The sequence below is a fragment of the Candidatus Microbacterium phytovorans genome (genome assembly GCA_029202445.1).
Taxonomy (GTDB): Bacteria; Actinomycetota; Actinomycetes; order Actinomycetales; family Microbacteriaceae; genus Microbacterium; species Microbacterium phytovorans.
Window position 1 is genome coordinate 849,133 of sequence record CP119321.1, and the last position, 22,699, is coordinate 871,831.

16 protein-coding genes, 1 tRNA gene and 1 other RNA gene are annotated in these 22,699 nt (G+C 68.3%); 9 read left to right on the plus strand and 9 right to left on the minus strand.

Annotated elements, in window-relative coordinates; translation table 11 throughout:
- Positions 1–27 precede the first annotated feature (27 nt).
- Complete coding sequence (gene sucB / locus P0Y48_04040) at positions 28–1,773, plus strand: 2-oxoglutarate dehydrogenase, E2 component, dihydrolipoamide succinyltransferase (GenBank protein WEK14386.1); 1,746 nt, start codon at positions 28–30, stop codon at positions 1,771–1,773.
- A 26-nt stretch (positions 1,774–1,799) separates the two neighbouring features.
- On the opposite strand, the gene P0Y48_04045 is transcribed toward sucB, so the two are convergent.
- A complete protein-coding gene (locus P0Y48_04045) occupies positions 1,800–3,098 on the minus strand; it encodes a hypothetical protein (GenBank protein ID WEK14387.1) in 1,299 nt (432 codons plus the stop codon).
- Between the two features lie 116 nt (positions 3,099–3,214).
- Here P0Y48_04045 and P0Y48_04050 point away from each other — a divergent pair, with 116 nt between their 5' ends.
- A complete protein-coding gene (locus P0Y48_04050; protein WEK14388.1) occupies positions 3,215–3,925 on the plus strand; it encodes a DUF4191 domain-containing protein in 711 nt (236 codons plus the stop codon).
- Positions 3,926–3,929: 4 nt separating this feature from the next.
- Here P0Y48_04050 and P0Y48_04055 read toward each other — a convergent pair whose 3' ends face one another.
- Complete coding sequence (locus P0Y48_04055) at positions 3,930–4,283, minus strand: RDD family protein (GenBank protein ID WEK15005.1); 354 nt, start codon at positions 4,281–4,283, stop codon at positions 3,930–3,932.
- 168 nt (positions 4,284–4,451) lie between these two features.
- Here P0Y48_04055 and glnA (P0Y48_04060) point away from each other — a divergent pair, with 168 nt between their 5' ends.
- A complete protein-coding gene (glnA, locus tag P0Y48_04060) occupies positions 4,452–5,876 on the plus strand; it encodes a type I glutamate--ammonia ligase (GenBank protein WEK14389.1) in 1,425 nt (474 codons plus the stop codon).
- Between the two features lie 69 nt (positions 5,877–5,945).
- Here glnA (P0Y48_04060) and P0Y48_04065 read toward each other — a convergent pair whose 3' ends face one another.
- The 3 genes from P0Y48_04065 to P0Y48_04075 are packed head-to-tail and all read right to left on the minus strand — an operon-like array spanning position 5,946 to position 10,562.
- Complete coding sequence (locus tag P0Y48_04065; protein WEK14390.1) at positions 5,946–8,945, minus strand: bifunctional [glutamine synthetase] adenylyltransferase/[glutamine synthetase]-adenylyl-L-tyrosine phosphorylase; 3,000 nt, start codon at positions 8,943–8,945, stop codon at positions 5,946–5,948.
- A gap of 5 nt (positions 8,946–8,950) precedes the next feature.
- The gene (glnA, locus tag P0Y48_04070) at positions 8,951–10,288 is read right to left on the minus strand and encodes a type I glutamate--ammonia ligase (protein ID WEK14391.1); all 1,338 of its coding nucleotides are present in this window, start codon (positions 10,286–10,288) and stop codon (positions 8,951–8,953) included.
- A gap of 31 nt (positions 10,289–10,319) precedes the next feature.
- A complete protein-coding gene (locus tag P0Y48_04075) occupies positions 10,320–10,562 on the minus strand; it encodes an SPOR domain-containing protein (GenBank protein ID WEK14392.1) in 243 nt (80 codons plus the stop codon).
- Between the two features lie 81 nt (positions 10,563–10,643).
- On the opposite strand from P0Y48_04075, the gene P0Y48_04080 reads away from it, so the two are divergent.
- Positions 10,644–11,405 carry an ROK family protein gene (locus P0Y48_04080; protein ID WEK14393.1) on the plus strand — a complete coding sequence of 254 codons (762 nt, stop codon included), beginning with the start codon at positions 10,644–10,646 and terminating at the stop codon, positions 11,403–11,405.
- Positions 11,406–11,445: 40 nt separating this feature from the next.
- On the opposite strand, the gene rnpB is transcribed toward P0Y48_04080, so the two are convergent.
- Positions 11,446–11,805: RNase P RNA component class A (rnpB, locus tag P0Y48_04085), an RNA gene on the minus strand.
- A 101-nt stretch (positions 11,806–11,906) separates the two neighbouring features.
- Between rnpB and P0Y48_04090 the strand changes: the two genes are divergently transcribed.
- Positions 11,907–12,572, plus strand: coding sequence for an LPXTG cell wall anchor domain-containing protein (locus P0Y48_04090; protein ID WEK14394.1), 666 nt, complete (start codon positions 11,907–11,909; stop codon positions 12,570–12,572).
- A gap of 3 nt (positions 12,573–12,575) precedes the next feature.
- The gene (locus P0Y48_04095) at positions 12,576–14,363 is read left to right on the plus strand and encodes a DUF4012 domain-containing protein (protein ID WEK14395.1); all 1,788 of its coding nucleotides are present in this window, start codon (positions 12,576–12,578) and stop codon (positions 14,361–14,363) included.
- Positions 14,364–14,372: 9 nt separating this feature from the next.
- Here the strand turns inward: P0Y48_04095 and P0Y48_04100 are convergent, their stop codons facing one another.
- Together P0Y48_04100 and P0Y48_04105 are read right to left on the minus strand one after the other, a co-directional pair.
- Positions 14,373–16,085 carry a bifunctional 3'-5' exonuclease/DNA polymerase gene (locus P0Y48_04100; protein ID WEK14396.1) on the minus strand — a complete coding sequence of 571 codons (1,713 nt, stop codon included), beginning with the start codon at positions 16,083–16,085 and terminating at the stop codon, positions 14,373–14,375.
- Between the two features lie 19 nt (positions 16,086–16,104).
- Entirely contained in the window at positions 16,105–16,836 is a 732-nt protein-coding gene (locus P0Y48_04105; protein ID WEK14397.1) for a C4-type zinc ribbon domain-containing protein, read from the minus strand.
- A gap of 127 nt (positions 16,837–16,963) precedes the next feature.
- On the opposite strand from P0Y48_04105, the gene P0Y48_04110 reads away from it, so the two are divergent.
- Positions 16,964–18,466, plus strand: a complete 1,503-nt coding sequence (locus tag P0Y48_04110) for an amino acid permease (GenBank protein WEK14398.1) — start codon at positions 16,964–16,966, stop codon at positions 18,464–18,466.
- A 19-nt stretch (positions 18,467–18,485) separates the two neighbouring features.
- Here P0Y48_04110 and P0Y48_04115 read toward each other — a convergent pair.
- Positions 18,486–18,558: transfer RNA gene (locus P0Y48_04115), tRNA-Val, on the minus strand.
- Positions 18,559–18,696: 138 nt separating this feature from the next.
- Between P0Y48_04115 and aceE the strand changes: the two genes are divergently transcribed.
- Together aceE and P0Y48_04125 are read left to right on the plus strand one after the other, a co-directional pair.
- Positions 18,697–21,426, plus strand: coding sequence for a pyruvate dehydrogenase (acetyl-transferring), homodimeric type (aceE, locus tag P0Y48_04120; GenBank protein ID WEK14399.1), 2,730 nt, complete (start codon positions 18,697–18,699; stop codon positions 21,424–21,426).
- Positions 21,427–21,434: 8 nt separating this feature from the next.
- Positions 21,435–22,646, plus strand: a complete 1,212-nt coding sequence (locus P0Y48_04125; protein ID WEK14400.1) for a helix-turn-helix domain-containing protein — start codon at positions 21,435–21,437, stop codon at positions 22,644–22,646.
- Positions 22,647–22,699 lie beyond the last annotated feature (53 nt).

The window sequence follows — 22,699 nt, forward strand, 5'->3', positions numbered from 1 at the left end:
ATCGATACGTCTGAAGGAGACACACCCATGAGCACATCCGTGGTCCTCCCCGCGCTCGGAGAGAGCGTCACCGAGGGTACGGTGACCCGCTGGCTCAAGCAGGTAGGTGACACCGTTCAGGCCGATGAGGGCCTGCTGGAGATCTCGACCGACAAGGTCGACACCGAGATCCCGTCGCCCGTGAGCGGTGTCATCGAGGAGATCCTGGTTCAGGAGGACGAGACGGTCGAGGTCGGCGCGGTGCTCGCGAAGATCGGCGACGGTTCCGGAGCCGGAAGTGACGCTGAGGCTCCTGCCGCTGAGGCTCCTGCCGCTGAGGCTCCCGCTGCTGAGGCGCCCACTGCTGAGGCTCCCGCTGCTGAGGCGCCCACTGCTGAGGCTCCCGCCGCGGCACCTGCCGGCGACGCGAAGGACGTCGTGCTCCCCGAGCTCGGCGAGAGCGTGACGGAGGGAACGGTCACCCGCTGGCTGAAGCAGGTCGGCGAGGAGGTCGCCGCCGATGAGCCTCTGCTGGAGATCTCGACCGACAAGGTCGACACCGAGATCCCCGCCCCGTTCGCGGGAACGCTCCAGGAGATCGTCGTCGCGGAAGACGAGACGGTCGCCGTGGGCGCGGTGCTCGCTCGCATCGGCTCGGGCGCTCCTGCCCCGGCAGCACCGACCGATTCTGCTCCGGTCGCGGCCGAGCCCGCGGCTGCCGCTGCGCCCGCTCCGGCGCCCGCAGCGCCCGCTCCGGCGCCCGCAGCGCCCGCTCCCGCAGCTCCGACCGCCGCTGCTCCGGCAGCTCCGGCCCCCGCGGCTCCCGCATCGGCAGCTCCGTCCCCGGTGCCTGCCTCCAGCGGATCGCAGGTCGACGACGACGGACCGACCTACGTGACCCCGCTCGTCCGCCGACTCGCCCAGCAGCAGGGTGTCGATCTGGCCTCCGTCACCGGAACCGGTGTCGGCGGTCGTATCCGCAAGGAGGACGTCCTCAAGGCGGCAGAGGCGGCCTCGGCCGCCCCGACGGCATCCGCGGCAAGTGCACCGGCGGCGGCGCCGGTCGTCGAGGTCTCGCCCCTGCGCGGCACCACGCAGCCGATGTCGCGCCTGCGCAAGGTTCTCGCCGAGCGTGCGGTCGCCTCGATGCAGCAGACGGCGCAGCTGACAACGGTCATCGAGGTGGACGTCACCAAGCTGTCCAACTTCCGCGACAAGGTGAAGGGCACCTTCCAGGAGAAGACGGGCGACAAGCTGTCGTTCCTTCCCTTCTTCGCGCTGGCCGCGGCCGAGGGCCTTCAGGCTTTCCCGATCATCAACTCCACGGTCGACGGGACCGACATCGTGTACCCGCCGACGGAGAATCTGTCGATCGCCGTCGACACCGAGCGCGGACTGCTGACGCCCGTGCTGCGCGACGCCGGTTCGAAGAACCTGGCTCAGATCGCTCACGAGATCGCGGACCTCGCCGCTCGCACGCGAGACAACAAGCTGAAGCCCGACGAGCTCGCCGGCGGAACGTTCACGCTCACCAACACCGGTTCCCGCGGTGCGCTGTTCGACACGCCTGTCGTGTTCCTGCCTCAGTCGGCCATCCTCGGCACGGGCGTGGTCGTCAAGCGTCCCGGCGTCGTCACGGTCGACGGGAAGGAAGCGATCTCGGTCCGTTCGTACGTGTACCTGGCGCTGTCCTACGACCACCGGACGATCGACGGCGCCGACGCGGCCCGATTCCTCGGCGCGGTGAAGGCGCGGCTGGAAGCGGCCGAGTTCGAGTCGCAGCTCGGCATCTGATCGGTCCTTCCGGCTCATCGAAGGGTTCATGGCTGGTCGGTGACGTCGTAGACGTCGCGGACCAGCCATTCTTCGTCGGAGGCCACGACGACGACGATCTGCGCGCCACGATCCTCGTCAGCGGTGACACGGTAGGCGGCGACACCGCCGTAGTCGTCGATGAGCGCTACCTCCCGTTTTTTCACGACGGTCGTAGCGGCGCCGGCGGGAAACACATCCTGCGTGTTCTCGACGACCTCCGACGAACATCCGTCAGGGGCACAGGCGCTCAGACGTTCCACGAGCGCGACCACCGCCTCGGGCGCATCACCCCGACCGGTGCCTTCGTCCGGGGATCCTGACTCCCCCGACGGCGTCGGAGTGGAGGTCGGGCTCGCGCTCACCGCTGAAGAAGCGGTCCGGCGATCCACACCTCCGGCCATGCTGCGGCGCTCGGCTGCGACACGGTCGCCCTCGTCTTGCGGCAGGAGGAGCCCGCCCACGAGGACGAGCATGCACACGGTGAGGGCGGTCAACACGACGCGTCGTCGTCGCGTACCCGCGGCGGGCCCGCGCTCAGTTCTCTTCGAGCGAGAGCGGAACGATGCACTCACCCCGTCCCAGGCCGCGCGCACGCGATCCGCCCAGTCGCCATCGATGTGGCCCCGCACGACGGAGAGCACGGCCGGCTCCCGGCGGCTGACAACCCGCTCGATCTCGCCGCGCGCGCTGTCGGTGACGGATCGGGCGCGGCGAGCCGACTCCGTCGTCAGTGGGCTCGGCTCGGCGAGCGAGAACAGGGTGTCCTCGACGGCGTCGTGATCGCGGATCAGAAGCCTCGCGTCGGCGACCGCACGTCGCGCGGCGCTGACGGCCGTCGCACGCTCCGCGTCTCCGAGACAGAGTTCACCGAGGATCGCATCGGTCTCGGTACGCCACGGCGTCACGCCCCCTGCTGCAAGCACAGGACGGCCGGTGGAGGTCATCCACCAGGTGCCCGCGACGATCCCGAGTCTGTCGGCTTCGAGCGCTCCCCTCAGAATGCTCACGCACAGGGTGACGGCTTCGGCATCCGTCACCGCGGCGCGCCCGTCAATCCAGCCGCGTAGCCGCAACGGGCAGTGGAGGACCAGAACGCCCGGGCGGTCGGGACCGCTCTCTACATCCCGAGGCGCGAGCAGATGACCGTCGGGGTCCGCGCGCCACGCTGGATTCTCCAGCCAGGCGTCGAAGGGGGTCCGCACCAGCGGCTCTCGCCCGCCGGTCGAAGGAAGGAGGTCACCGGGTATCGGAGCGTCATCTGCGGAGAGATGGCGGAGGGGCGTGGCGAGATGGCTCGTCGTCATGCTCCGAGTGTGAGTCTCGGCGCACAGGCGTCTTGCTCGCAGCCGGAATGCCGTGGACAGCGACAGAGCAGCGAGGACTGTGAAGAAGGCGTGTAGGCGAAGGTAGGCTTAGGGCCATGTCATCGCGCAGTTCCGCCCCCGAAAAGCGGCCCGGCTTCTTCCGCCAGATCCGCTCGCTCGTCAGCTTCACCCGTGACGTCTACTCGTGGGCTCCCTGGGTGCTGTTGGCCATCGTGGTGGCGGGTGCGGGAGTCGGCGTCCTCGTCGGGTTCTTCGTGCCCCCGGTCGCTGTCTGGAGCATCATCCTGTGGGCCGTGACGGGCGTGATGTTCGGGATCCTGGCTGCGATGATGACGCTCACCCGTCTGTCGACTAAAGCGATGTACAAGAAGATCGACGGCATGCCGGGCGCTGCGGGTCACGTGCTGTCGACGTCGCTCGGGCGGCGATGGGTCGCGTCCGACACTCCCGTCGGCGTCAACCCCCGAACGCAGGATGCCGTTTACCGCGTCATCGGCCGCGGCGGTGTCGTGATCGTCGGCGAGGGTGCTGCCGGGCGTCTCACGAGGCTCGTCAACGACGAGCGCGTCAAGGTGCAGCGCGTGGCGTCGGGCGTGCCTGTCCACGTCTTCCACGTCGGTCACGGTGAAGGCGATATCCCCATCTCGAAGCTGGCGGCGACGATCAAGGCGCTCCCGAAGAAGGTGGACCGCGGCACGATGGCGGCCGTCGTCAAGCGCGTCGACTCCGTCTCGCAGTCGGTCACCTCCCTGCCGATCCCTAAGGGGATCGACCCGACGAAGGCGCGGGCGCCGCGCCCTCGCTGAGGCGTCAGGCGCGTACGAGTACCGTCCCGGCCGCCTTGTCGTGCAGTCCACGCTGATCCGGATCCCAGATCACCGCGGGGATGACCATGAGGAGTAGCAGCGTGCGGATGATGGGGCGCCACAGTCCCACCCACCCGCCACCGAGCAACTGGATCCGCAGACCTGCGAGGCGGTGGCCCGGGCTCCCTCCCAGCGTGGGTAGGAACACCAGCTGGACGACGGCGAAGACGATCAGCGTCGCGAACGAGTCGTACGAGAAGAACGCGATCGACACGATGACCGCGCAAGCCCAGTCGATGGCGAGTGCGGCGATCCGACGACCGGGGCGAGCGATGCTTCCGCTTCCCGCCTCCGGCATCCCGAGTCGCTCGCCGGGGTACGTGCTGTCGCGATCCGTCACCGCTCCAGCGTAACCATGGCTCTGTAACATGCCCGAAACATGCGAGATACTGCCGGGCAACCCCGTTTCGATAGCTTCGAGACAACCTGCCGGTAGTGGCGGTTCCCACCCGATCTTGGAGACTCCATGTTCAAAGATTCATCCGAGGTGCTCAAGTACATCAAGGACGAGGACGTCAAGTTCCTCGACATCCGTTTCACGGATCTCCCGGGTGTGCAGCAGCACTTCAACATCCCTGCATCGACCGTCGACGAGGAGTTCTTCACCGTCGGTCAGCTGTTCGACGGCTCCTCGATCCGTGGCTTCGCGAACATCCACGAGTCCGACATGCAGCTCATCCCGGATGTCTCCACCGCTTACCTCGACCCGTTCCGCGAGGCGAAGACGCTCATCATGGTCTTCGACATCTACAACCCGCGCAACGGCGAAATCTACGCCAAGGACCCGCGTCAGGTCGCCAAGAAGGCCGAGAAGTACCTTGCCTCGACGGGGATCGCCGACACCGCGTTCTTCGCGCCGGAGGCCGAGTTCTACATCTTCGACGACGTGCGCTACTCGGTGACGCAGAACGCCAGCTTCTACAGCGTCGACTCCGAGGAGGGTGCCTGGAACACCGGCCGCGAGGAGGAGGGTGGAAACCTCGCCAACAAGACCCCGTACAAGGGCGGCTACTTCCCCGTCTCCCCCGTCGACAAGACCGCCGACCTGCGCGACGACATCTCGCTGAAGCTCATCGAGTCGGGTCTCGTGCTGGAGCGCGCGCACCACGAGGTGGGCACCGGTGGCCAGCAGGAGATCAACTATCGTTTCGACACGATGGTCCACTCCGCGGACGACATCCTCAAGTTCAAGTACATCGTCAAGAACACCGCCGAGCAGTGGGGCAAAGTCGCAACCTTCATGCCGAAGCCGCTCTTCGGCGACAACGGCTCGGGAATGCACACCCACCAGTCGCTGTGGCTGAACGGCGAACCCCTCTTCTACGACGAGAAGGGCTACGGCGGGCTGTCCGACACGGCGCGCTGGTACATCGGTGGCCTGCTTGCACACGCTCCCGCAGTGCTCGCGTTCACCAACCCGACGCTCAACTCGTACAAGCGCCTGGTCAAGGGATACGAAGCCCCCGTCAACCTCGTGTACTCGGCCGGAAACCGCTCCGCGGCCATCCGCATCCCGATCACGGGCTCCAACCCGAAGGCCAAGCGCATCGAGTTCCGCGCGCCCGACGCTTCCGGTAACCCCTACCTGGCCTTCGCCGCGCAGATGATGGCGGGTCTGGACGGCATCAAGAACCGCATCGAGCCGCACGAGCCGGTCGACAAGGACCTCTACGAGCTCCCGCCCGAGGAGGCCAAGAACATCCCGCAGGTGCCCAACTCGCTGCTGGACTCGCTGGAGGCTCTCCGTGCCGACCACGAGTTCCTTCTCGCCGGCGGGGTGTTCACGCCCGAGCTGATCGAGACCTGGATCGAGTACAAGATCGAGAACGAGATCAAGCCGCTCGCGGCGCGTCCGCACCCCTTCGAGTACGAGCTGTACTTCGGCGTCTGACGCATTCTGCTCGAAGCGCCCCGGACAGGAGCTGTCCGGGGCGCTTCGGCGTTGTGCACCGAGATGCTCTCAGCCGTAGAAGAGCTTCTCGAAGACACGGCGTGATCGACGCGCGGTGCGCAGCCAATCCTCCTCGACGAGTGTGGCCGAGCGGGCCGGATACTCCAGGACGCGTCCGATGCCGTCGAGTTTCCCGCGATCCGTCGGGAGGACGTCGCTCGTCTGACCTGACAGGAGAGTATTCGCCGAACGCAGTCGGCTCGCCAGCCGCCAACTCTCGCTGAGTCGTTCGGCCGCGGCGTCCGGCACCAGCCCTGCTTCCCGTGCCGCCTCGAGCGCGGCGATCGTGGACGTCGTCCGCAGGCCTGGCACGCGGTGCGCGTGCGAGAGCTGCAGGACCTGCACGAGCCATTCGACGTCGCTGAGCCCGCCAGGTCCCAGCTTGAGGTGACGGGTGCGGTCCGCTCCCTGTGGCAGGCGTTCGCTCTCGACCCTCGCCTTGATGCGCTTGATCTCCCGCACCGCCTGCAGTTCGACGGATGCCGGGTAGCGGACGTCATCGGCCAGCGCCATGAAGCGCGTGATGAGCTTGGTGCTCCCGGCGACGCCGCGTGCCCGGAGCAGCGCCTGCGCCTCCCATGAGAGCGACCACCGGCGGTAGTACTCGGCGTATGCATCGTACGAGCGGGCGAGCGGACCGTTTCGGCCTTCGGGGCGGAGGTCCGCGTCGAGCTCGAAGGGAAGGCGATGATCCTCCGAGTACGTGCGGAGACCCGTCGCGAGGCGGACCGCCAGGTGGTGGGCGCGCTGCGGATCGATCCCGTTCGCGTCGTAGACGTACATGACGTCTGCGTCCGAGCCGAAGCCGAGTTCCGCGCCGCCGAACCGACCCATGGCGATGACGGCGAAGTCGAGGGCGTCGTCCTCGGGGGGCACGACTTCGCGGCGCACGGCCCGCAGCGTCGCTTGAATGGTCACTTCACTCACGGTCGTGAGTCCCTGTGCGAGATCCTCGATCGTCACCGTGCCGACGACTGCCGCCAGCGCGAGCCGCAGGAGCTCACGTCGGCGGAGCGCTCGTACCGCGCTCATCGCATCGTCGATCGATCGGTGACGCGTCTGGATCGCACGCGCCTCCTCCTGAAGGGCGATGCCTCGGCGCGGGCGCAGCGGTTCCTCGGAGTCGAGCCACGCGACCGATTCCGGAATCCACTCCATGAGTTCGCCGATGTAGCGGGAACCGGACAGCGCTCGCGTCAGCCGCTCGGCGGCACCCGACGAGTCGCGCAGCATGCGAAGGAACCACGGGGTGTCCCCCAGTCGTTCGCTGATCCGTCTGAAGGCGAGGAGTCCGTAGTCGGGGTCGACGCCGTCGGCGAACCATCGGAGCATGACCGGGATCAGGTGACGCTGAATCGTCGCCTTACGGCTGAGGCCGCTCGTGAGCGCGCCGATGTGTCGCAGCGCACCCGCCGGATCCCGGAAGCCGATGGCCGCTAGCCGATCGTGCGCCTGCTGCGGCGACAGGGTCTGCTCATCGGCGGGGATGGCAGCGACGGCGGACAGGAGGGGGCGGTAGAACAGCCGTACATGAATCTCACGGACCTGGCGCTTGACGGACTCCCACAGCGCCCAGACGGCGGGCCCCGACTCGGCCAGGCCGGAGGCGCGTGCCAGCACGCGCAGGCCCTCGGGGCTTGAAGGCATCAGGTGGGTGCGGCGAAGACCGGCCAGCTGCACGCGGTGCTCGAGGACGCGGAGGGTGCGATAGTGCTGCGAGAAGCTCGCCGCGTCGTCCCGCCCGATGTACCCCTCCGACACGAGCGCGTCGAGGGCGGGCAGCGTGCCGGATTGGCGGATGCGATCGTCCTGGAGACCGTGGACGAGCTGCAGGAGCTGGACGGTGAACTCGATGTCGCGGATGCCGCCCGGACCGAGTTTCAGCTGATACGGCACGTCGGCGGCGGGGATGTGCTCCGTGACCCGCTCCCGCATCCGCTGGACACTGTCGACGAAGTTCTCGCGCGCGGCGGACGTCCACACCTTGGGCTGGACCGCCGCGACGTACTCCGCGCCGAGCGCTGCGTCGCCGGCAAGAGGGCGCGCCTTGAGGAGCGCCTGGAACTCCCAGCTCTTCGCCCAGCGGTCGTAGTACGAGAGATGCGAATCCAGCGAGCGGACGAGCGCGCCTTGCTTGCCCTCGGGCCGGAGGTTGGCGTCAACTTCCCACAGGGGCGGCTCGATCTCGACGCCAGAGATACCACGCATCGTCTGCACGGCCAGCCGCGTCGCGATGTCGATGAGGCGGCTCTCCCCGTAGGCGCTCACACCCTCGGCGGTTCCGCCGCCCACGAAGATGACGTCGACGTCGCTGACGTAGTTCAACTCGCGCGCGCCCGTCTTGCCCATGCCGATGATCGCGAGGCGGGTCGCCGCGACCTGCTCCCGCGGGAACAGTCCGGCGCCGGCGCCACCCGCGACGACTCGCGTCCGCGCGACGCTTAGTGACGCCTCCAACGCTGCTCCCGCCGCGTCGGCGAGGGCAGCTGCAACGGGGGCCAGCACCGTCGTGGCGTCGGAAGCGGCGAGGTCGTAGGCCGCGATGCGCGCCAGCAGACGCCGGTAGCGCACCCGGAGCGCGACCCAAGCGGATTCGTCGCCGCGTGCCGCGAACCCCTCGGCATCCGTGCCCACGGCCTCCGCGAGCTCATCTCGGAGTTCGGCAGCCGTCGGCAGCCCTGCCGCGGGGTCGGCGATGTGGGCGAGCTCCTCAGGGTGGCGCAGGTAGAAATCCGCGAATCCCGCTGAGGCCCCCAGGAGCGACCAGAGGATGCCGGGAACGGCTCGCAGCGCGCTGGTGACGGCGGCGGGGTCGCGGCGTGCCACTCGTGCCAGTGCACCCAACGCCGCGTCGGGGTCGGCTGCCCGATCGGCGTGGGCGGTGAGCGCGTCGCGATCGATGCCGACCAGCGCGGAGAGTTCGTCGAGGACCCGGTCCGTCTCGGCGAGGTCGCCGAAGCCCGCGCGAGCGAGGCCGGTGAGGGCGCCGGAACGCGGGCTCGCGGACATGGGGACTAGAGCATCTCCAGGTTGCTCTTCAACTCGAAGGGCGTGACCTGCGCGCGGTACTCCTGCCACTCGCGGCGCTTGTTGAGCAGCACGTAGTTGAAGACCTGCTCGCCGAGCGTCTCGGCCACCAGTTCCGACTCCTCCATGTACTCGAGCGCGTGATCGAGGCTCGCAGGGAGCGCTTCGTAGCCCAGCGCGCGGCGCTCGGCATCCGTCAACGACCAGACGTTGTCCTCGGCCTCGGGCGGCAGCTCGTACTCCTCTTCGATCCCCTTCAGACCGGCGGCGAGCATGAGGGCATACGCCAGGTAAGGGTTGGCGGCGGAGTCGAGGGCCCGGTACTCGACCCGCGTCGACTGCCCCTTCTTCGGCTTGTACATGGGCACGCGCACGAGCGCGGAGCGGTTGTTGTGACCCCAGCAGATGAAGCTGGGCGCTTCGTCTCCGCCCCAGAGCCGCTTGTAGGAGTTGACGAACTGGTTCGTGACGGCGGCGATCTCGTTCGCGTGCCGCAGGAGTCCGGCGATGAAGCGGCGCCCTGTGAGGGAGAGCTGGTACTGCGCGCCCTCCTCGTAGAACGCGTTGACGTCGCCCTCGAACAGGGACATGTGCGTGTGCATGCCGCTGCCGGGATGACCGCTCAACGGCTTCGGCATGAACGTGGCGTAGACGCCCTGTTCGATCGCGACCTCCTTCACGACGGTGCGGAAGGTCATGATGTTGTCCGCGGTGGCCAGTGCGTCGGCGTAGCGGAGATCGATCTCGTTCTGCCCGGGGCCGCCCTCGTGGTGGCTGTACTCCACCGAGATCCCGAGGTCTTCGAGCATGCGCACCGAGCGTCGGCGGAAGTCGTGTGCCGTGCCACCGGGCACGTTGTCGAAGTAGCCGGCGGAGTCGACGGGCTCCGGACCTTCGGGCCCGTAGGTCGACGACTTCAGCAGATAGAACTCGATCTCGGGATGCGTGTAGAAGGTGAAGCCGGCATCGGCGGCCTTCGCCAAGGTGCGCTTGAGGACGTGCCGAGGGTCGGCGACCGCCGGCTGCCCGTCGGGTGTGGTGATGTCGCAGAACATGCGTGCGGTGGGATCGATCTCACCGCGCCACGGCAGGGTCTGGAACGTCGTCGGATCCGGATGCGCGAGCAGGTCGGACTCGTACGAGCGGGTAAGGCCCTCGATGGCCGACCCGTCGAAACCGAGTCCCTCGGTGAAGGCGCCCTCCACCTCGGCGGGCGCGATCGCGACCGACTTGAGGGTTCCGATCACATCCGTGAACCAGAGGCGCACGAACTTGACTCCGCGCTCCTCGATCGTGCGCAGTACGAAGTCCCGCTGCTTGTCCATCGCGTCCTCTCCGATGACGGTTGAAGCCAGACTATCGGCCCTGATCGCCCTCGCCGTCCGTCGACACGGAGCCGGATCGGGGAGTGCTCCAGTCGTCCTCGCGCGCCTCCTCGTCCGCCCAGGCGCGTGAGCGCTCTGCCATCACCTGGGGGGCGCGAGCGGCCTCTTCGGCGGTCTCGAACGGCCCCGCACGGTCGACGGAGGGCGACTCGAATCCGCGCTCCACTTCGCCGGTGCGCAGGTTGTACCAGAACTTCTGGTCGTCTCCGGTCATGACGGCTCCCCTCTGTGCCGGTAATCTCCGGCGGTGCCTTCGATCCTACGAGGGCCCGCGTCGGCTGGGTAGGCTGGCGGCATGGCGACCAAAACGACCCGCGCTGTCGGGGTGGACATCGGCGGCACGGGGATCAAGGGAGCGATCGTCGACCTCGCGGCCGGCACCTTGCTCACCGATCGGATCAAGGTGGCCACGCCCGCCGGAGCGGAGCCGGACGACGTGCTCGACGCCGTCCGGGTCGTGCTCGATCGTCTCGAGGTGCGAGATGAGAACGTCCCGCTGGGGGTCGCGTTTCCGGCGATCGTGAAGCGGGGGCGCACCCTGTCGGCCGCGAACGTCTCGGATGCGTGGATCGGGTTCGAAGCCGAGCACTTCTTCGAGGAAGGACTCGGCCGCGAGATCCACTTCGCCAATGATGCGGACGTGGCCGGCGTCGCGGAGCTGCGTTACGGCGCGGCGCGGGAACAGGCCGGACTCTCGATTCTGACGACGCTGGGAACCGGCATCGGCACCGCCATGATCCACGACGGCGTGCTCATCCCGAACTCGGAGCTCGGTCACCTGCAGCGCGCCGGGCACAAGAAGGATGCCGAGGCCTGGACGGCGTACTCCGCCATGGAGCGCGACGAACTGAGCTGGGAGAAGTGGGCGGAGCGCCTGCAGTGGTACTACCGTCACCTGGAGTTCTTGCTGAGCCCCGACTTGTTCATCGTCGGCGGTGGCGTATCCAAGCATGCCGACCAGTTCTTGCCGCTGCTCGACCTGAGCACGCCGATCGTGCCCGCCGTGCACCGCAACAACGCCGGAATCATCGGAGCCGCTGCGCTCGCGGTCGCCTGACGCTCGTCGGCAGCCCGAGCGTCTCGGGTGGCAGATGGGGCGAATGGGTCGGCCTGTACGCCGGGTTCTGTCCGGGGGCTTGAGCCCCGTGGACGGTCATCTCTCTCGGCGACGCGTTGCCGCGCCGCTCCAGCGGCCTACCCGGGGACTCGGCGAGCCGCGTCGTCATCCCCTGTCTGGCCTTGCTCCGGGCGAGGTTTGCCGTGCGAGTCGTGTCACCACGACCCCGGTGGTCTCTTACACCACCCTTTCACCCTTACCCGCCATGACGGCGGGCGGTCTGCTCTCTGTGGCACTGTCTCGCGGATCACTCCGGGTGGGTGTTACCCACCGCCCTGCCCTGTGGAGCCCGGACGTTCCTCGGTGCGGTCTCCCGCCACGCGACCGTCCAGCCGACCCATTCGCTCGGCGAGTTTACCGCGCGGAGCCCGAACGTGGTGTAGCATCGCGATGTATGGGCCCGATTGGGGAGGGCCCGATGAGCAGGCTGGGGGGCTTGTCATGAAGAAATCAGTGTTCGCACGCGCGCTTTTCGCGGGGATTCTGCTGTTGTCGCTGCCGACCGCAGCGCACGCCGCAACCGAGGACGACGGCTACACGCCGGGCGTCGACGGCAGCTTGACGCTTGCCGGCTCGGAGGTCGCGGGCGTCTGCGACAACGATGTGCCGTGGATCGAGTACTCGGTGGTTCTCACCGATACCAACAACAAGTCGACGAGCCACACCGCGAGCCTCGTGCTCTCGAACGGTTCGCAGTCGACGACGATCCAGCTCGGCGCGCTGGATGCCGACGGTCACCTCGACGGCCGCATCCTGTGGCCCGGAGCCTCGATCGCCGCTGACGGCACGCCGACCGGATGGCCGGGCTGGGCATTCGTCGACGGCTCGTGGGTCGAGACGAACGACAACTTCGCGTGGACCCGTGGGGACATCTCGGCGAAGGTCGTCGTCAACCCGGAGATCGCGGTGGCGCTCAGCTACCCGCCGAGCAGCCCGTACTGCAGCGCCCGCCCCGACATCACGGGTGAGCCCGCCGGTGTCGACAGCGAGGTGCTCGCGGTGACGGGCTCCGACTTCGACGCGCTGCCCTTCGTGGTCGGCGGCGGAGCGGTGCTCCTCGTCGGCGCGGGACTGCTGGTTGCCGGCCGGCGTCGTCGCACCAACTGATCCATGGGTCAGGCATCGCCTGATCCGACTCGTCGTCGCCGACGCAGGATCGTCGGGTGGACCGTTGCCGGTCTCCTCGTCATCCTCGTCGGCGTCGGCGTGTGGGTGACGTCGCGCGTGCTCGTCGTTCGCGACGAGCTCGCGGGGGTCGCCCAGCTGCAGCAGCGCGCGGAGAAGGCTCTCGAGGACGGCGACGTCGACACGCTGGGCGATGTGGTCTCCGAGTTCGACCGTCGGGCGGACTCCGCTCAGGCGGCTGCCTCCGATCCCTTCTGGCGCGCGGCGGAGATGGTGCCCGGTCTGGGAGAGAACCTTCACGCCGCGCGCGTCGTCACGACGCAGCTGCACCGCATCGCCCTCGACGTGGCCGATCCGGTCCTGGCGCTCACCGAACAGCTCACCGACGGGGAACTTCTCTCCGATGGCGCGATCGACGTGGCGCTGGTGTCGTCGGCCGCTGCACCGCTCGACGAGGCTCGGACCACGCTGCGAGACGTGCAGTCGGTGGTGGACGGCATCCCGCGGGATGGTCTCATCGGTGAGGTGGCGAGCGGCGTCGACGACGTCAGCGGAATGCTGAGCTCTGTCGGGGCCGCCGTGAGCGGTCTCGCCGACCTCAGCGACGTCCTCCCGGGCATGCTGGGAGCCGACGAACCGCGCCGCATCCTCGTGATGCTGCAGAACAATGCCGAGCTGCGCTCCGGGGGTGGGATCACGGGGTCGTTCGCCGAACTCGTCGCCGACGGGGGGAAGATCGAACTCACGAGGCAGGCTGACTCCAGCGAGTTCCGTCGGACCAAGACGGAGATCCTGCCGGTTCCGGCGTCCACGACCGCCCTCTACGGCGACATCGTCGGGCGATACGTGCAGAACACCACGACGACACCCGATTTCGACCTGTCTGCCCGACTGGCATCCACGTGGTGGGAAGGGCTGACCGGCCACCGACCGGACGTCGTCGTGTCGATCGATCCGCTCGTGCTGCGCTCCCTTCTGGCCATCACCGGTCCGATCACGCTCGAGGACGGGAAGGTGCTCCAGCGCGACGGCTTCATCTCCCGTGTCCTCATCGCGCCGTACCTGCATCGCGAGCCGAAGGAGCAGACGGTCTTCTTCCAGGACCTCACGGATCGCTTCTTCCGCAGCGTGCTGTCGAGTTCGGCCCCGCCCGCGGCATGGATCACGGCGCTGCGCGCGCCCATCGATCAGGGCCGCATCTCCGTGTGGAGCGACGATGAACGTGAGGCGGATGTCATCGCCCGCTCCCCCTTCGCCGGAGCACTCGAGCGACACCGCCGCGCGGGTGGCGATGCCTTCATGGTGTATCTCAACGATGCGACCGGCGCCAAGATGGACAGCAGTCTGCGCGTCGAACTCGGCGCGGTGTCCGGATCGTGCCGCGCCGACGAACGCACCGAGGTCGCCGTGCAGGTTCGACTCACGAATGATGCCCCCGCCGACGCCGGCGAGAAGTGGCCCTTCAGCATGACCGGCAGCGGACGCTGGGGAGTGACCGCGGGTCACATCGCGACGGCGATCGCCGTCGCGGCGCCGGCGGGATGGTTCGCCGGCGGGACGACCGTCGATGCAGAGCAGGTCGTGTCGGTCGACGTGGAGGACGGCGGCTTCCCGACGAGCGCGACCGAAGTCGAGCTCGCTCCGGGAGAGTCCGCGCTCATCGAGGTGCGCTTCGTCGCCCCCGAGTTGGGCGAGGTCTCGCCTCGGCTCCTGCACACGCCCTTGCTGTTCCCGCCTGACGAACTGCCCGTGCGCGAGCTCACGTGCGGGTGACGCGCCGCGTCAGTCCTTGGCGGCGTCGGCGGAAATCCGCAGGTCGAGCGGAAAGTCGATCGGGAAGCCCCCGAAGAGCAGCTCGGTAGCCCGTTCAGCGCTCGCGCGTACCGCCGCGGCGACGAGACCGGCCTGGTCGGCCGGTGCGTGCACGATGATCTCGTCGTGGAGGAAGAACGCCAGATGAGCGCGCCGGGAGAACAGCGGGCCGGATGCCGTGGCCGCTGAAGCGGTGTCCACCAGCGGCAGGTCGACCAGCCGTGTGCGCAGGTCCGCCAGCCACGCCAGGGCCCACTCGGCGGCCGTCCCCTGCACGACGAAGTTGCGGGTGAAGCGACCGCGGTCACGTCCTGACCGTCGCGCAGCCGCGTCATCGCCCGCCTGCGCTTCGGCATCCGTCGCCCGCGCCTGCAGCGCGCGCCATCCCTCGGACGGAGGAGGGCTCGAGCGTCCCAGCCAGGTCGTGACGATCCCGCCGTCCTCCCCCTGGCGTGCGGCGTCGTCGACCAACGCCATCGCTCTCGGGTAGGCGCGGCGCAGCGCGGGGACGAGGCGGCCGCTGTCGCCCGTAGTCGCACCGTACATCGCGCCCAGCACGGCGATCTTCGCCTCCTGCCGGGTGGACACGACGCCTCCGGCGACGATCCCTTCGTACAGATCGACGCCGCGCGCCGCGTCGGCGAGTGCGGTGTCGCGCGACATGGCCGCCAACACGCGAGGCTCGAGTTGCGCCACGTCGGCGACGACCAGCGTCCAACCGGGATCGGCGCGGACGGCGGCTCGCAGTTGGCGCGGAAGCTGCAGCGCTCCGCCGCCCGATGATGCCCAACGGCCCGTGACGACGCCGCCGGGAACGTATACGGGACGGAATCTCCCGTCCGGTGCCCACTCCGCCAGCCACGCCCAGCCATTGGCGCTGAGAAGGCGTGTCATCCGCTTGTACGCCAGCAGCGGTTCGATCACGGGGTGGTCGAACTCCGCGAGCTCCCACTTGCTCGTGGAACGCGCGGCCACCCCCGCGCGGTGGAGCGCGCGGAGCAGCTTCGGCTGGGAGTCGAGGCTCGCGTGCGGGTCGCCCAGCGCGGCACGCACCTCGTCGGCGCACGCCTGCACGCGGGTCGGGAGGCCTCCTCCGGCCGGTCGTGACCCGAGCATCTCGGTGAGGATGCGCTCGTGGGTCGCAGCGTCCCATGGAACGCCGGCGGCGTGGAGTTCCGCGGCGATCAATGCGCCAGCCGACTCGGCGGCAAGGAGGAGCCGGAGTCGGTCGGGATGCGTGGACGACGCGACGGCGCGCTGCTGGCGGCGGAATTCGAGGAGGACCTCGTCGGGGTGCTCAGGGGTGCCCCCCTTCTCCTCCAGCCCGAACAGGGTGTCACTCGCGGTCTCGTCGGCGGCGGGCGCATGTGACCACGACACGGCCGCACGGAGGTCGGCGGCATCCGTGACGAGAGCACTCCCGTGCAGGATGGCGTGGCTCAGGCGCAGGTCATGACAGCGCGATACGGACACGCCTTCCGCCAGCAGCGACGGATACCAGCGCGCGGTGTCCGACCATATCCAACGGTGAGCCGTCGAGTGGGAGGCGATGACCCCGGGGAGCTCGCGACGCGGCACCTTCCGGCGCGAGATCTCCTCGCCGGTCGCGGTCACCTCGATGAGGGTGAGGTCGGAGGCCTCCTGGCCGGCGACGAGGGTCCACGCCGGTCCGCCCGTCGTCATGGCATGCGCGGCGTCATGCTCACAGGCCGGACTCGTCGGTGCGCACGAGGATGCATCCGCACTCGGGGCACGTCACCACGTCGTCGTCGGCTGCCTGGCGAAGGGTGTGGAGATCGGTGCCGGCGAGCACCATGCGGCATCCTTCGCACGTGCGTTGGCGCAGGAGTGCGGCGCCCGTGCCTCGCACGGCGAGCTTCTCGTACAGGGCGAGGAGATCCTCCGGCAACGAGGATGCCAGCGCCGACCGGTCGCGGCCGGCGGCTTCCCCTCGTGCCGTCGCGGCGGCGACGTCGGCCTTTGCTGCCGCACTCAGGCGCGCGCCTTCGTCGTTCGTCGTGGCGATGAGCGTCTCCTGGGCCGCGACGTCGCTCGCCGCGAGGTCGAGCCGCTCCATCAGTTCCAGTTCGGCGTCCTCGAGGTCGCTCTTGCGCTTCGCGAGCGATGCGATCTCATGCTCGAGGCCCTGGGCGTCCTTCGGGTTGGTGACCGCTGTCAGACGTTCCGCGTCTCGGGCGGCGCGGGCATCGACCACGGCCACGTCGGACTCGACGCGAGAGAGTTCGGCCGCGATGTCGTCGCGGACACCGAGGAGCCGCGTGAGCTCGGTCGACTGGGTCTGGCGCTGCGCGAGGAGCTCCTGCACTCGAGCGGCCTGCTCCGGGTTGCGCCGGGCGTGATCGGCAGCTCGCACGGTCGCATCGAGGGCGGCAAGGTCGACGAGGCGGAGCTGGTCTTCGGGGCGCGCTTTCACGCCTCCCAACCTACCGCGCCGCGCAGACACCGCAGCGGACGCACCTCGACCCGGCACGGTGGTGGACCCGCGCGGGGAGCGACGTGCCCACTAGCATGTGGTCCCTGACGAACGGAGGAGCATTCCGATGAGCGTGATGCGCACGAAGTCGGTAGAGCGGTCCATCGCCGACACCGAGGAGCCGGAGTTCCGGCTCAAGAAGTCTCTGTCCGCCTTCGACCTCACGGTCTTCGGCGTCGGCGTCGTGATCGGCGCCGGCATCTTCACCCTCACGGGACGTGTCGCCCACGAGGTGGCGGGGCCGGCGATCGTCATCAGTTTCGTCGTGGCCGCTATCGCGTGCGGACTCGCGGCGATGTGCTACGCGGAGTTCGCGTCGACAGTTCCCGTGTCCGGTTCGGCCTACACCTTCTCCTACGCGTCGCTCGGTGAGCTCCTGGCGTGGATCATCGGTTGGGACCTCATCCTCGAGATGTTCCTGGGGGCGGGGGTCGTCGCGCAGGGATGGAGCGCGTACCTCGGAGTCCTGCTGGACCAACTCGGGATGCCGATACCCGCCGAGATCGGCTACGGCGGCATCGTGGATGTGATGGCCATCGTGCTCGTGCTCGTGCTGGGCGCACTCATGACCTACGGCATCCGCGAGTCGATGCGGGTCAATCTGGTCCTCGTCGCCGTCAAGCTCTTCATCGTGCTGTTCGTGATCGTCGCCGGCATCCTCTTCGTCAACCCCGCGAACTACTCGCCCTTCGTCCCTGACCCTGCGCCGCGGGAGGCGGTCACAGGGCTCACCCAGCCGCTGCTGCAGTTCCTGTCGGGCATCGAACCCACGGCGTTCGGGCTGGGAGGGATCTTCGCCGGCGCCGCGCTCGTGTTCTTCGCCTACATCGGCTTCGACGTGGTCGCCACGACAGCCGAGGAGACGAAGCGCCCGCAGCGGGATCTTCCCATCGGGATCATCGCTTCACTGATCATCTGCACGGCTCTGTACTGCGTCGTCGCTCTCGTCGTGACGGGCATGGTGCCCTACCAGGATCTCGATCCGGCTGCTGCCCTGGCTAACGCCTTCGTCCACCACGGACAGGCCTGGATGGCGACCGTGATCTCTGCAGGCGCGGTGGCGGGCCTCACGACGGTCGTACTGACCCTCCTCATCGGCGCGACCCGGATCATCTTCGCCATGTCGCGTGACGGGCTGCTGCCGGTGCGACTCGCGAAGGTCCACCCGACCCGCCGCACACCCTGGGTCATCTCGATCATCGTGACCGTGGTCGTCGCCGTCGTCGCCGGCGTCACACCGGTCGGCGTCCTCGAGGAGATGGTCAACATCGGCACGCTGTCGGCGTTCGTGCTCGTCTCGATCGGCGTCATCGTGCTGCGTCGGACCCGGCCCGATCTGCCGCGCGGATTCCGGGTGCCCTGGAGCCCTGTGCTCCCCGCCATCTCGGCCGCAGTGTGCACCTACCTGATGCTGAACTTGACGGTCGAGACCTGGCTGCGGTTCCTCGTGTGGCTCGCGATCGGATTCGTCGTCTACTTCGCCTACTCGCGGCGGCACTCGCGCCTGGGCAAGGACGAGGGGCTCTACCTCAACCCGGCCGAGCCGAAGATCGTCGGGCGCGAAGACTGAACCGGGTAGACACAGACGGTGGGCCCTGCCGGGTTCGAACCGACGACATCCACGGTGTAAACGTGGCGCTCTACCAGCTGAGCTAAAGGCCCTTCGGGTTCAGTCTACGAGGCTCCGCGCCCTCGGGAAGTGACTAGGCTGATGGGCGGTGTGTTGTCAGTGCTGAACAAAAGCCGACCGCATCCGTAGCCCCGTCCTGGCACGATCTGCCAGATGAAGAAAGGTCGCCCGTGACTGTCAACGATCAGGATCCGTACTCGCAGGGCCCGCAGGACAGCGATCCCGAAGAGACCCACGAGTGGCAGGAATCGCTGCACCAGCTCGTCGAGGCCAAGGGTGCCGGACGTGGTCGTGAGATCATGCTGAGTCTCCTGCACGCCTCCCACGAGCTGCAGCTGAACGTTCCCCAGGTGCCCACGACGGATTACATCAACACGATCGCGCCCGAGAACGAGCCCGAGTTCCCCGGCGACGAAGAGCTCGAGCGTCGCTACCGCCGATGGATTCGCTGGAACGCCGCGTTGACCGTGCATCGGGCGCAGCGACCGGGCATCGGCGTCGGAGGCCACATCTCGACCTACGCGTCTTCCGCCTCGCTCTACGAAGTGGGCTTCAACCACTTCTTCCGGGGACTCGACGATCCCTCCGGCGGCGATCAGGTGTTCGTCCAGGGCCACGCCTCCCCCGGCATCTACGCGCGCTCCTTCCTCGAGGGCCGCCTCTCGTCCGAGCAGCTCGACGGATTCCGTCAGGAGAAGTCGAAGGCGCCGGTCGGCATCCCGTCCTACCCGCACCCGCGACTGATGCCGGACTACTGGCAGTTCCCGACGGTCTCGATGGGTCTCGGCCCGATCAACGCCATCTACCAGGCGATGACCAACAAGTACCTCACCAACCGCGGCATCAAGGACCTGTCCAACTCGCGGGTCTGGGCCTTCCTCGGTGACGGGGAGATGGACGAGGTGGAGAGCCGCGGCCAGCTGCAGGTGGCCGCGAACGAGGGCCTCGACAACCTGACCTTCGTCGTCAACTGCAACTTGCAGCGACTCGACGGCCCGGTGCGCGGCAACGGAAAGATCATCCAGGAGTTGGAGAGCTTCTTCCGCGGCGCCGGCTGGAATGTCATCAAGGTCGTCTGGGGACGTGGCTGGGACGAGCTGCTCCAGCAGGACCGTGACGGCGCGCTCGTCGGCCTGATGAACAGCACCCCCGACGGCGACTTCCAGACCTACCGCGCCGAAGACGGCAAGTTCATCCGCGACCACTTCTTCGCACGCGATGAGCGCACCCTCGACATGGTCAAGGACTGGTCGGACGACGATATCTGGGGCAAGCTGCGCCGCGGCGGTCTGGACTACCAGAAGGTCTACGCGGCCTACAAGACGGCGACCGAGCACAAGGGTCAGCCGACCGTCATCCTCGCCAAGACGATCAAGGGCTACGGTCTCGGTCACCACTTCGAGGGTCGGAATGCGACCCACCAGATGAAGAAGATGACTCTGGACGACCTCAAGCACTTCCGTGACTCCATGCGCATCCCGATCACGGACGCGCAACTCGAGGAGAACCCCTACGCGCCCCCGTACTTCCACCCGGGCATGGAGGACGAGACCATCCAGTACATGGTGGAGAAGCGTCGCGCCCTGGGCGGCTTCCTGCCCGAGCGTCGCACCCACCACGTGCCCATCGCACTCCCCGACGACGCGGCGTACGCGTTGCCGAAGAAGGGCTCGGGCACGCAAGAGGTCGCGACCACGATGGCGTTCGTGCGACTGCTGAAGGACCTGCTCCGGGTCAAGGACTTCGGTCACCGCATCGTGCCGATCATCCCCGACGAGGCGCGCACCTTCGGTCTCGACGCGTTCTTCCCGACGGCGAAGATCTACAACCCCAACGGGCAGAACTACACCTCGGTCGACCGTGAGCTCCTCCTGGCCTACAAGGAAAGCCCGCAGGGCCAGATCCTGCACGTCGGCATCAACGAGGCCGGCGCTCTCGCCGCCTTCACCAACGTCGGCACTTCGTACTCGACGCACGGTGAGCCGCTCATCCCGGTCTACATCTTCTACTCGATGTTCGGCTTCCAGCGCACCGGCGACGCGCAGTGGGCTGCCGGCGACCAGATGGCGCGCGGCTTCATCATGGGGGCCACAGCGGGCCGGACGACCCTGACCGGTGAAGGTCTCCAGCACGCGGACGGCCACTCGCACCTGCTGGCATCCACGAACCCGGCGACGGTCTCGTACGACCCGGCCTACGGGTACGAGATCGCGCACATCGTGCGGGCCGGCATCGACCGCATGTACGGCGGGAACCACCCCGACCCCAACGTCATGTACTACATCACGCTCTACAACGAGCCGCTCGTGCAGCCCGCCGAGCCGGAGGGCGTCGACGTCGAGGGCATCGTGCGCGGCATCCACCGCATCTCGACCGGTGAGGGCGACGGCCACCGCGTGCAGCTGCTCGCATCCGGCGTCGGCGTGCCGTGGGCGATCGAGGCCCAGCAGCTGTTGAAGGACGACTGGGGTGTCGTGGCCGATGTCTGGTCCGTCACGAGCTGGACGGAGCTGCGTCGCGACGGCCTCGCCGCCGACGAGCACAACTTCCTCCATCCTCTCGATGAGCCGCGCACGGCGTATCTCACCGAGAAGCTGCGCGACACCGACGGACCCGTCATCGCGGTGAGCGACTACATGCATGCCGTGCAGGATCAGATCCGTCCGTGGGTGCCGCGTACGTTCGCGACGCTCGGTGCCGACGGCTTCGGGTTCTCCGACACGCGCGCTGCGGCCCGTCGGTTCTTCAAGATCGACGGCCCGTCGCTCGTCGTGCGCACGCTGCAGGCGCTCGCTCAGGAGGGCAAGGTCGACCGCTCTCTCTCCGCGCAGGCCATCGAGAAGTACCGGCTCCACGACGTGACGGCGGGAACGAGCGGCAACGCCGGCGGCGAGAGCTGATCCAAAGGATGCCGATCCGACCCACGGCGCAGGAGAAGGCGGAGACGCTCGCCTGGTTGCGACGCATCTCCGGCGATCTCGCGACGGCGACGATCAAGCGGCTCGAGGACTCCCTGCCGTGGTACGCCGAGATGCCGCCGGCTCGACGGTCGGCGGTGGGCCTGGTCGCCCAGGCCGGTATCTCTGCGTTCATCCAGTGGTACGACGACCCGGGCGCACAGCCCTGGATCGCCGCGGACATCTTCGCCGCCGCCCCGAGAGAGTTGCTGCGCAGTGTGAGTCTCACCCAGACGCTGCAGCTCATCCGGGTGACGGTGGAGGTGACCGAGGAGCGTGTCGCCGGGCGCGGAGACGATCTGCGCGAGAGCATGCTGCTGTACTCCCGAGAGGTCGCCTTCGCCGCAGCAGACGTGTACGCACGCGCAGCTGAGGCGCGAGGGCTCTGGGACGCTCGGCTCGAAGCGCTCGTCGTCGACTCGATCCTCACGGGTGAGGCCGACGAAGAGCTCCCGAGCCGGATCGCGGCCCTCGGGTGGCATGGGCACGGCGAGGTCTCCGTGCTCGTGGGCACGGCTCCCCCGCAGTTCGATGTCGACCACCTTCGTCGTCTGGCGCGCAAGCTCGGGGTGGACGTGCTGATCGGCGTCCAGGGATCGCGTCTCGTGCTCGTCATCGGCCGGGCCGACGCTCCCGGCGAAGACGAGCCGGACGATCGCTTGCCGTTCCTCGAGATCGCGAAGCGCCTGGAACCCGGGTTCGGCGCCGGTCACCTCGTCCTCGGCCCGTCTGTGCCCGCACTCGTCGATGCCGGACAGAGCGCGCGCGCCGCATTGGCGGGGTTCGCGGTCGCGAAGGCGTGGCGTCACGCGCCCCGTCCGGTCGAGGCCGACGATCTGCTTCCCGAGCGCGCCCTCGCGGGCGATCCGCTCGCGAAGGCGACGCTGGTGGAGCGCATCTTCCGTCCCCTGCAGGCCCACTCGGCCGACCTGGTGACGACGCTGTGGAGCTACCTCGACAACGGACGATCGCTGGAGGCGACGGCGCGCGAACTGTTCGTGCACCCCAATACCGTGCGCTACCGGCTCAAGCGCGTCTCGGATGTCATCGGGTGGGATGCCACGGGCCCTCGGGAGGCGCTGATCCTCCAGACGGCGCTGATCATCGGTTCCATCGGCACGGATGTCACGCGCCGTCGGGCTGCAGTCCCCCGACGACCGTGACAGGATCGCTGTACGGCACGCACAAAGCATCTCGGGTTTCTTGTGACTGCATC

Bases quoted from the DNA above. Each gene is read 5' to 3' on its own strand.
- sucB (WEK14386.1), top strand. From the start codon at position 28: ATGAGCACATCCGTGGTCCTCCCCGCGCTCGGAGAGAGCGTCACCGAG.
- P0Y48_04045 (WEK14387.1), bottom strand. From the start codon at position 3,098: ATGACGACGAGCCATCTCGCCACGCCCCTCCGCCATCTCTCCGCAGAT.
- P0Y48_04050 (WEK14388.1), top strand. From the start codon at position 3,215: ATGTCATCGCGCAGTTCCGCCCCCGAAAAGCGGCCCGGCTTCTTCCGC.
- P0Y48_04055 (WEK15005.1), bottom strand. From the start codon at position 4,283: ATGCCGGAGGCGGGAAGCGGAAGCATCGCTCGCCCCGGTCGTCGGATC.
- glnA (WEK14389.1), top strand. From the start codon at position 4,452: ATGTTCAAAGATTCATCCGAGGTGCTCAAGTACATCAAGGACGAGGAC.
- P0Y48_04065 (WEK14390.1), bottom strand. From the start codon at position 8,945: ATGTCCGCGAGCCCGCGTTCCGGCGCCCTCACCGGCCTCGCTCGCGCG.
- glnA (WEK14391.1), bottom strand. From the start codon at position 10,288: ATGGACAAGCAGCGGGACTTCGTACTGCGCACGATCGAGGAGCGCGGA.
- P0Y48_04075 (WEK14392.1), bottom strand. From the start codon at position 10,562: ATGACCGGAGACGACCAGAAGTTCTGGTACAACCTGCGCACCGGCGAA.
- P0Y48_04080 (WEK14393.1), top strand. From the start codon at position 10,644: ATGGCGACCAAAACGACCCGCGCTGTCGGGGTGGACATCGGCGGCACG.
- P0Y48_04090 (WEK14394.1), top strand. From the start codon at position 11,907: ATGAAGAAATCAGTGTTCGCACGCGCGCTTTTCGCGGGGATTCTGCTG.
- P0Y48_04095 (WEK14395.1), top strand. From the start codon at position 12,576: ATGGGTCAGGCATCGCCTGATCCGACTCGTCGTCGCCGACGCAGGATC.
- P0Y48_04100 (WEK14396.1), bottom strand. From the start codon at position 16,085: ATGACGACGGGCGGACCGGCGTGGACCCTCGTCGCCGGCCAGGAGGCC.
- P0Y48_04110 (WEK14398.1), top strand. From the start codon at position 16,964: ATGAGCGTGATGCGCACGAAGTCGGTAGAGCGGTCCATCGCCGACACC.
- P0Y48_04125 (WEK14400.1), top strand. From the start codon at position 21,435: ATGCCGATCCGACCCACGGCGCAGGAGAAGGCGGAGACGCTCGCCTGG.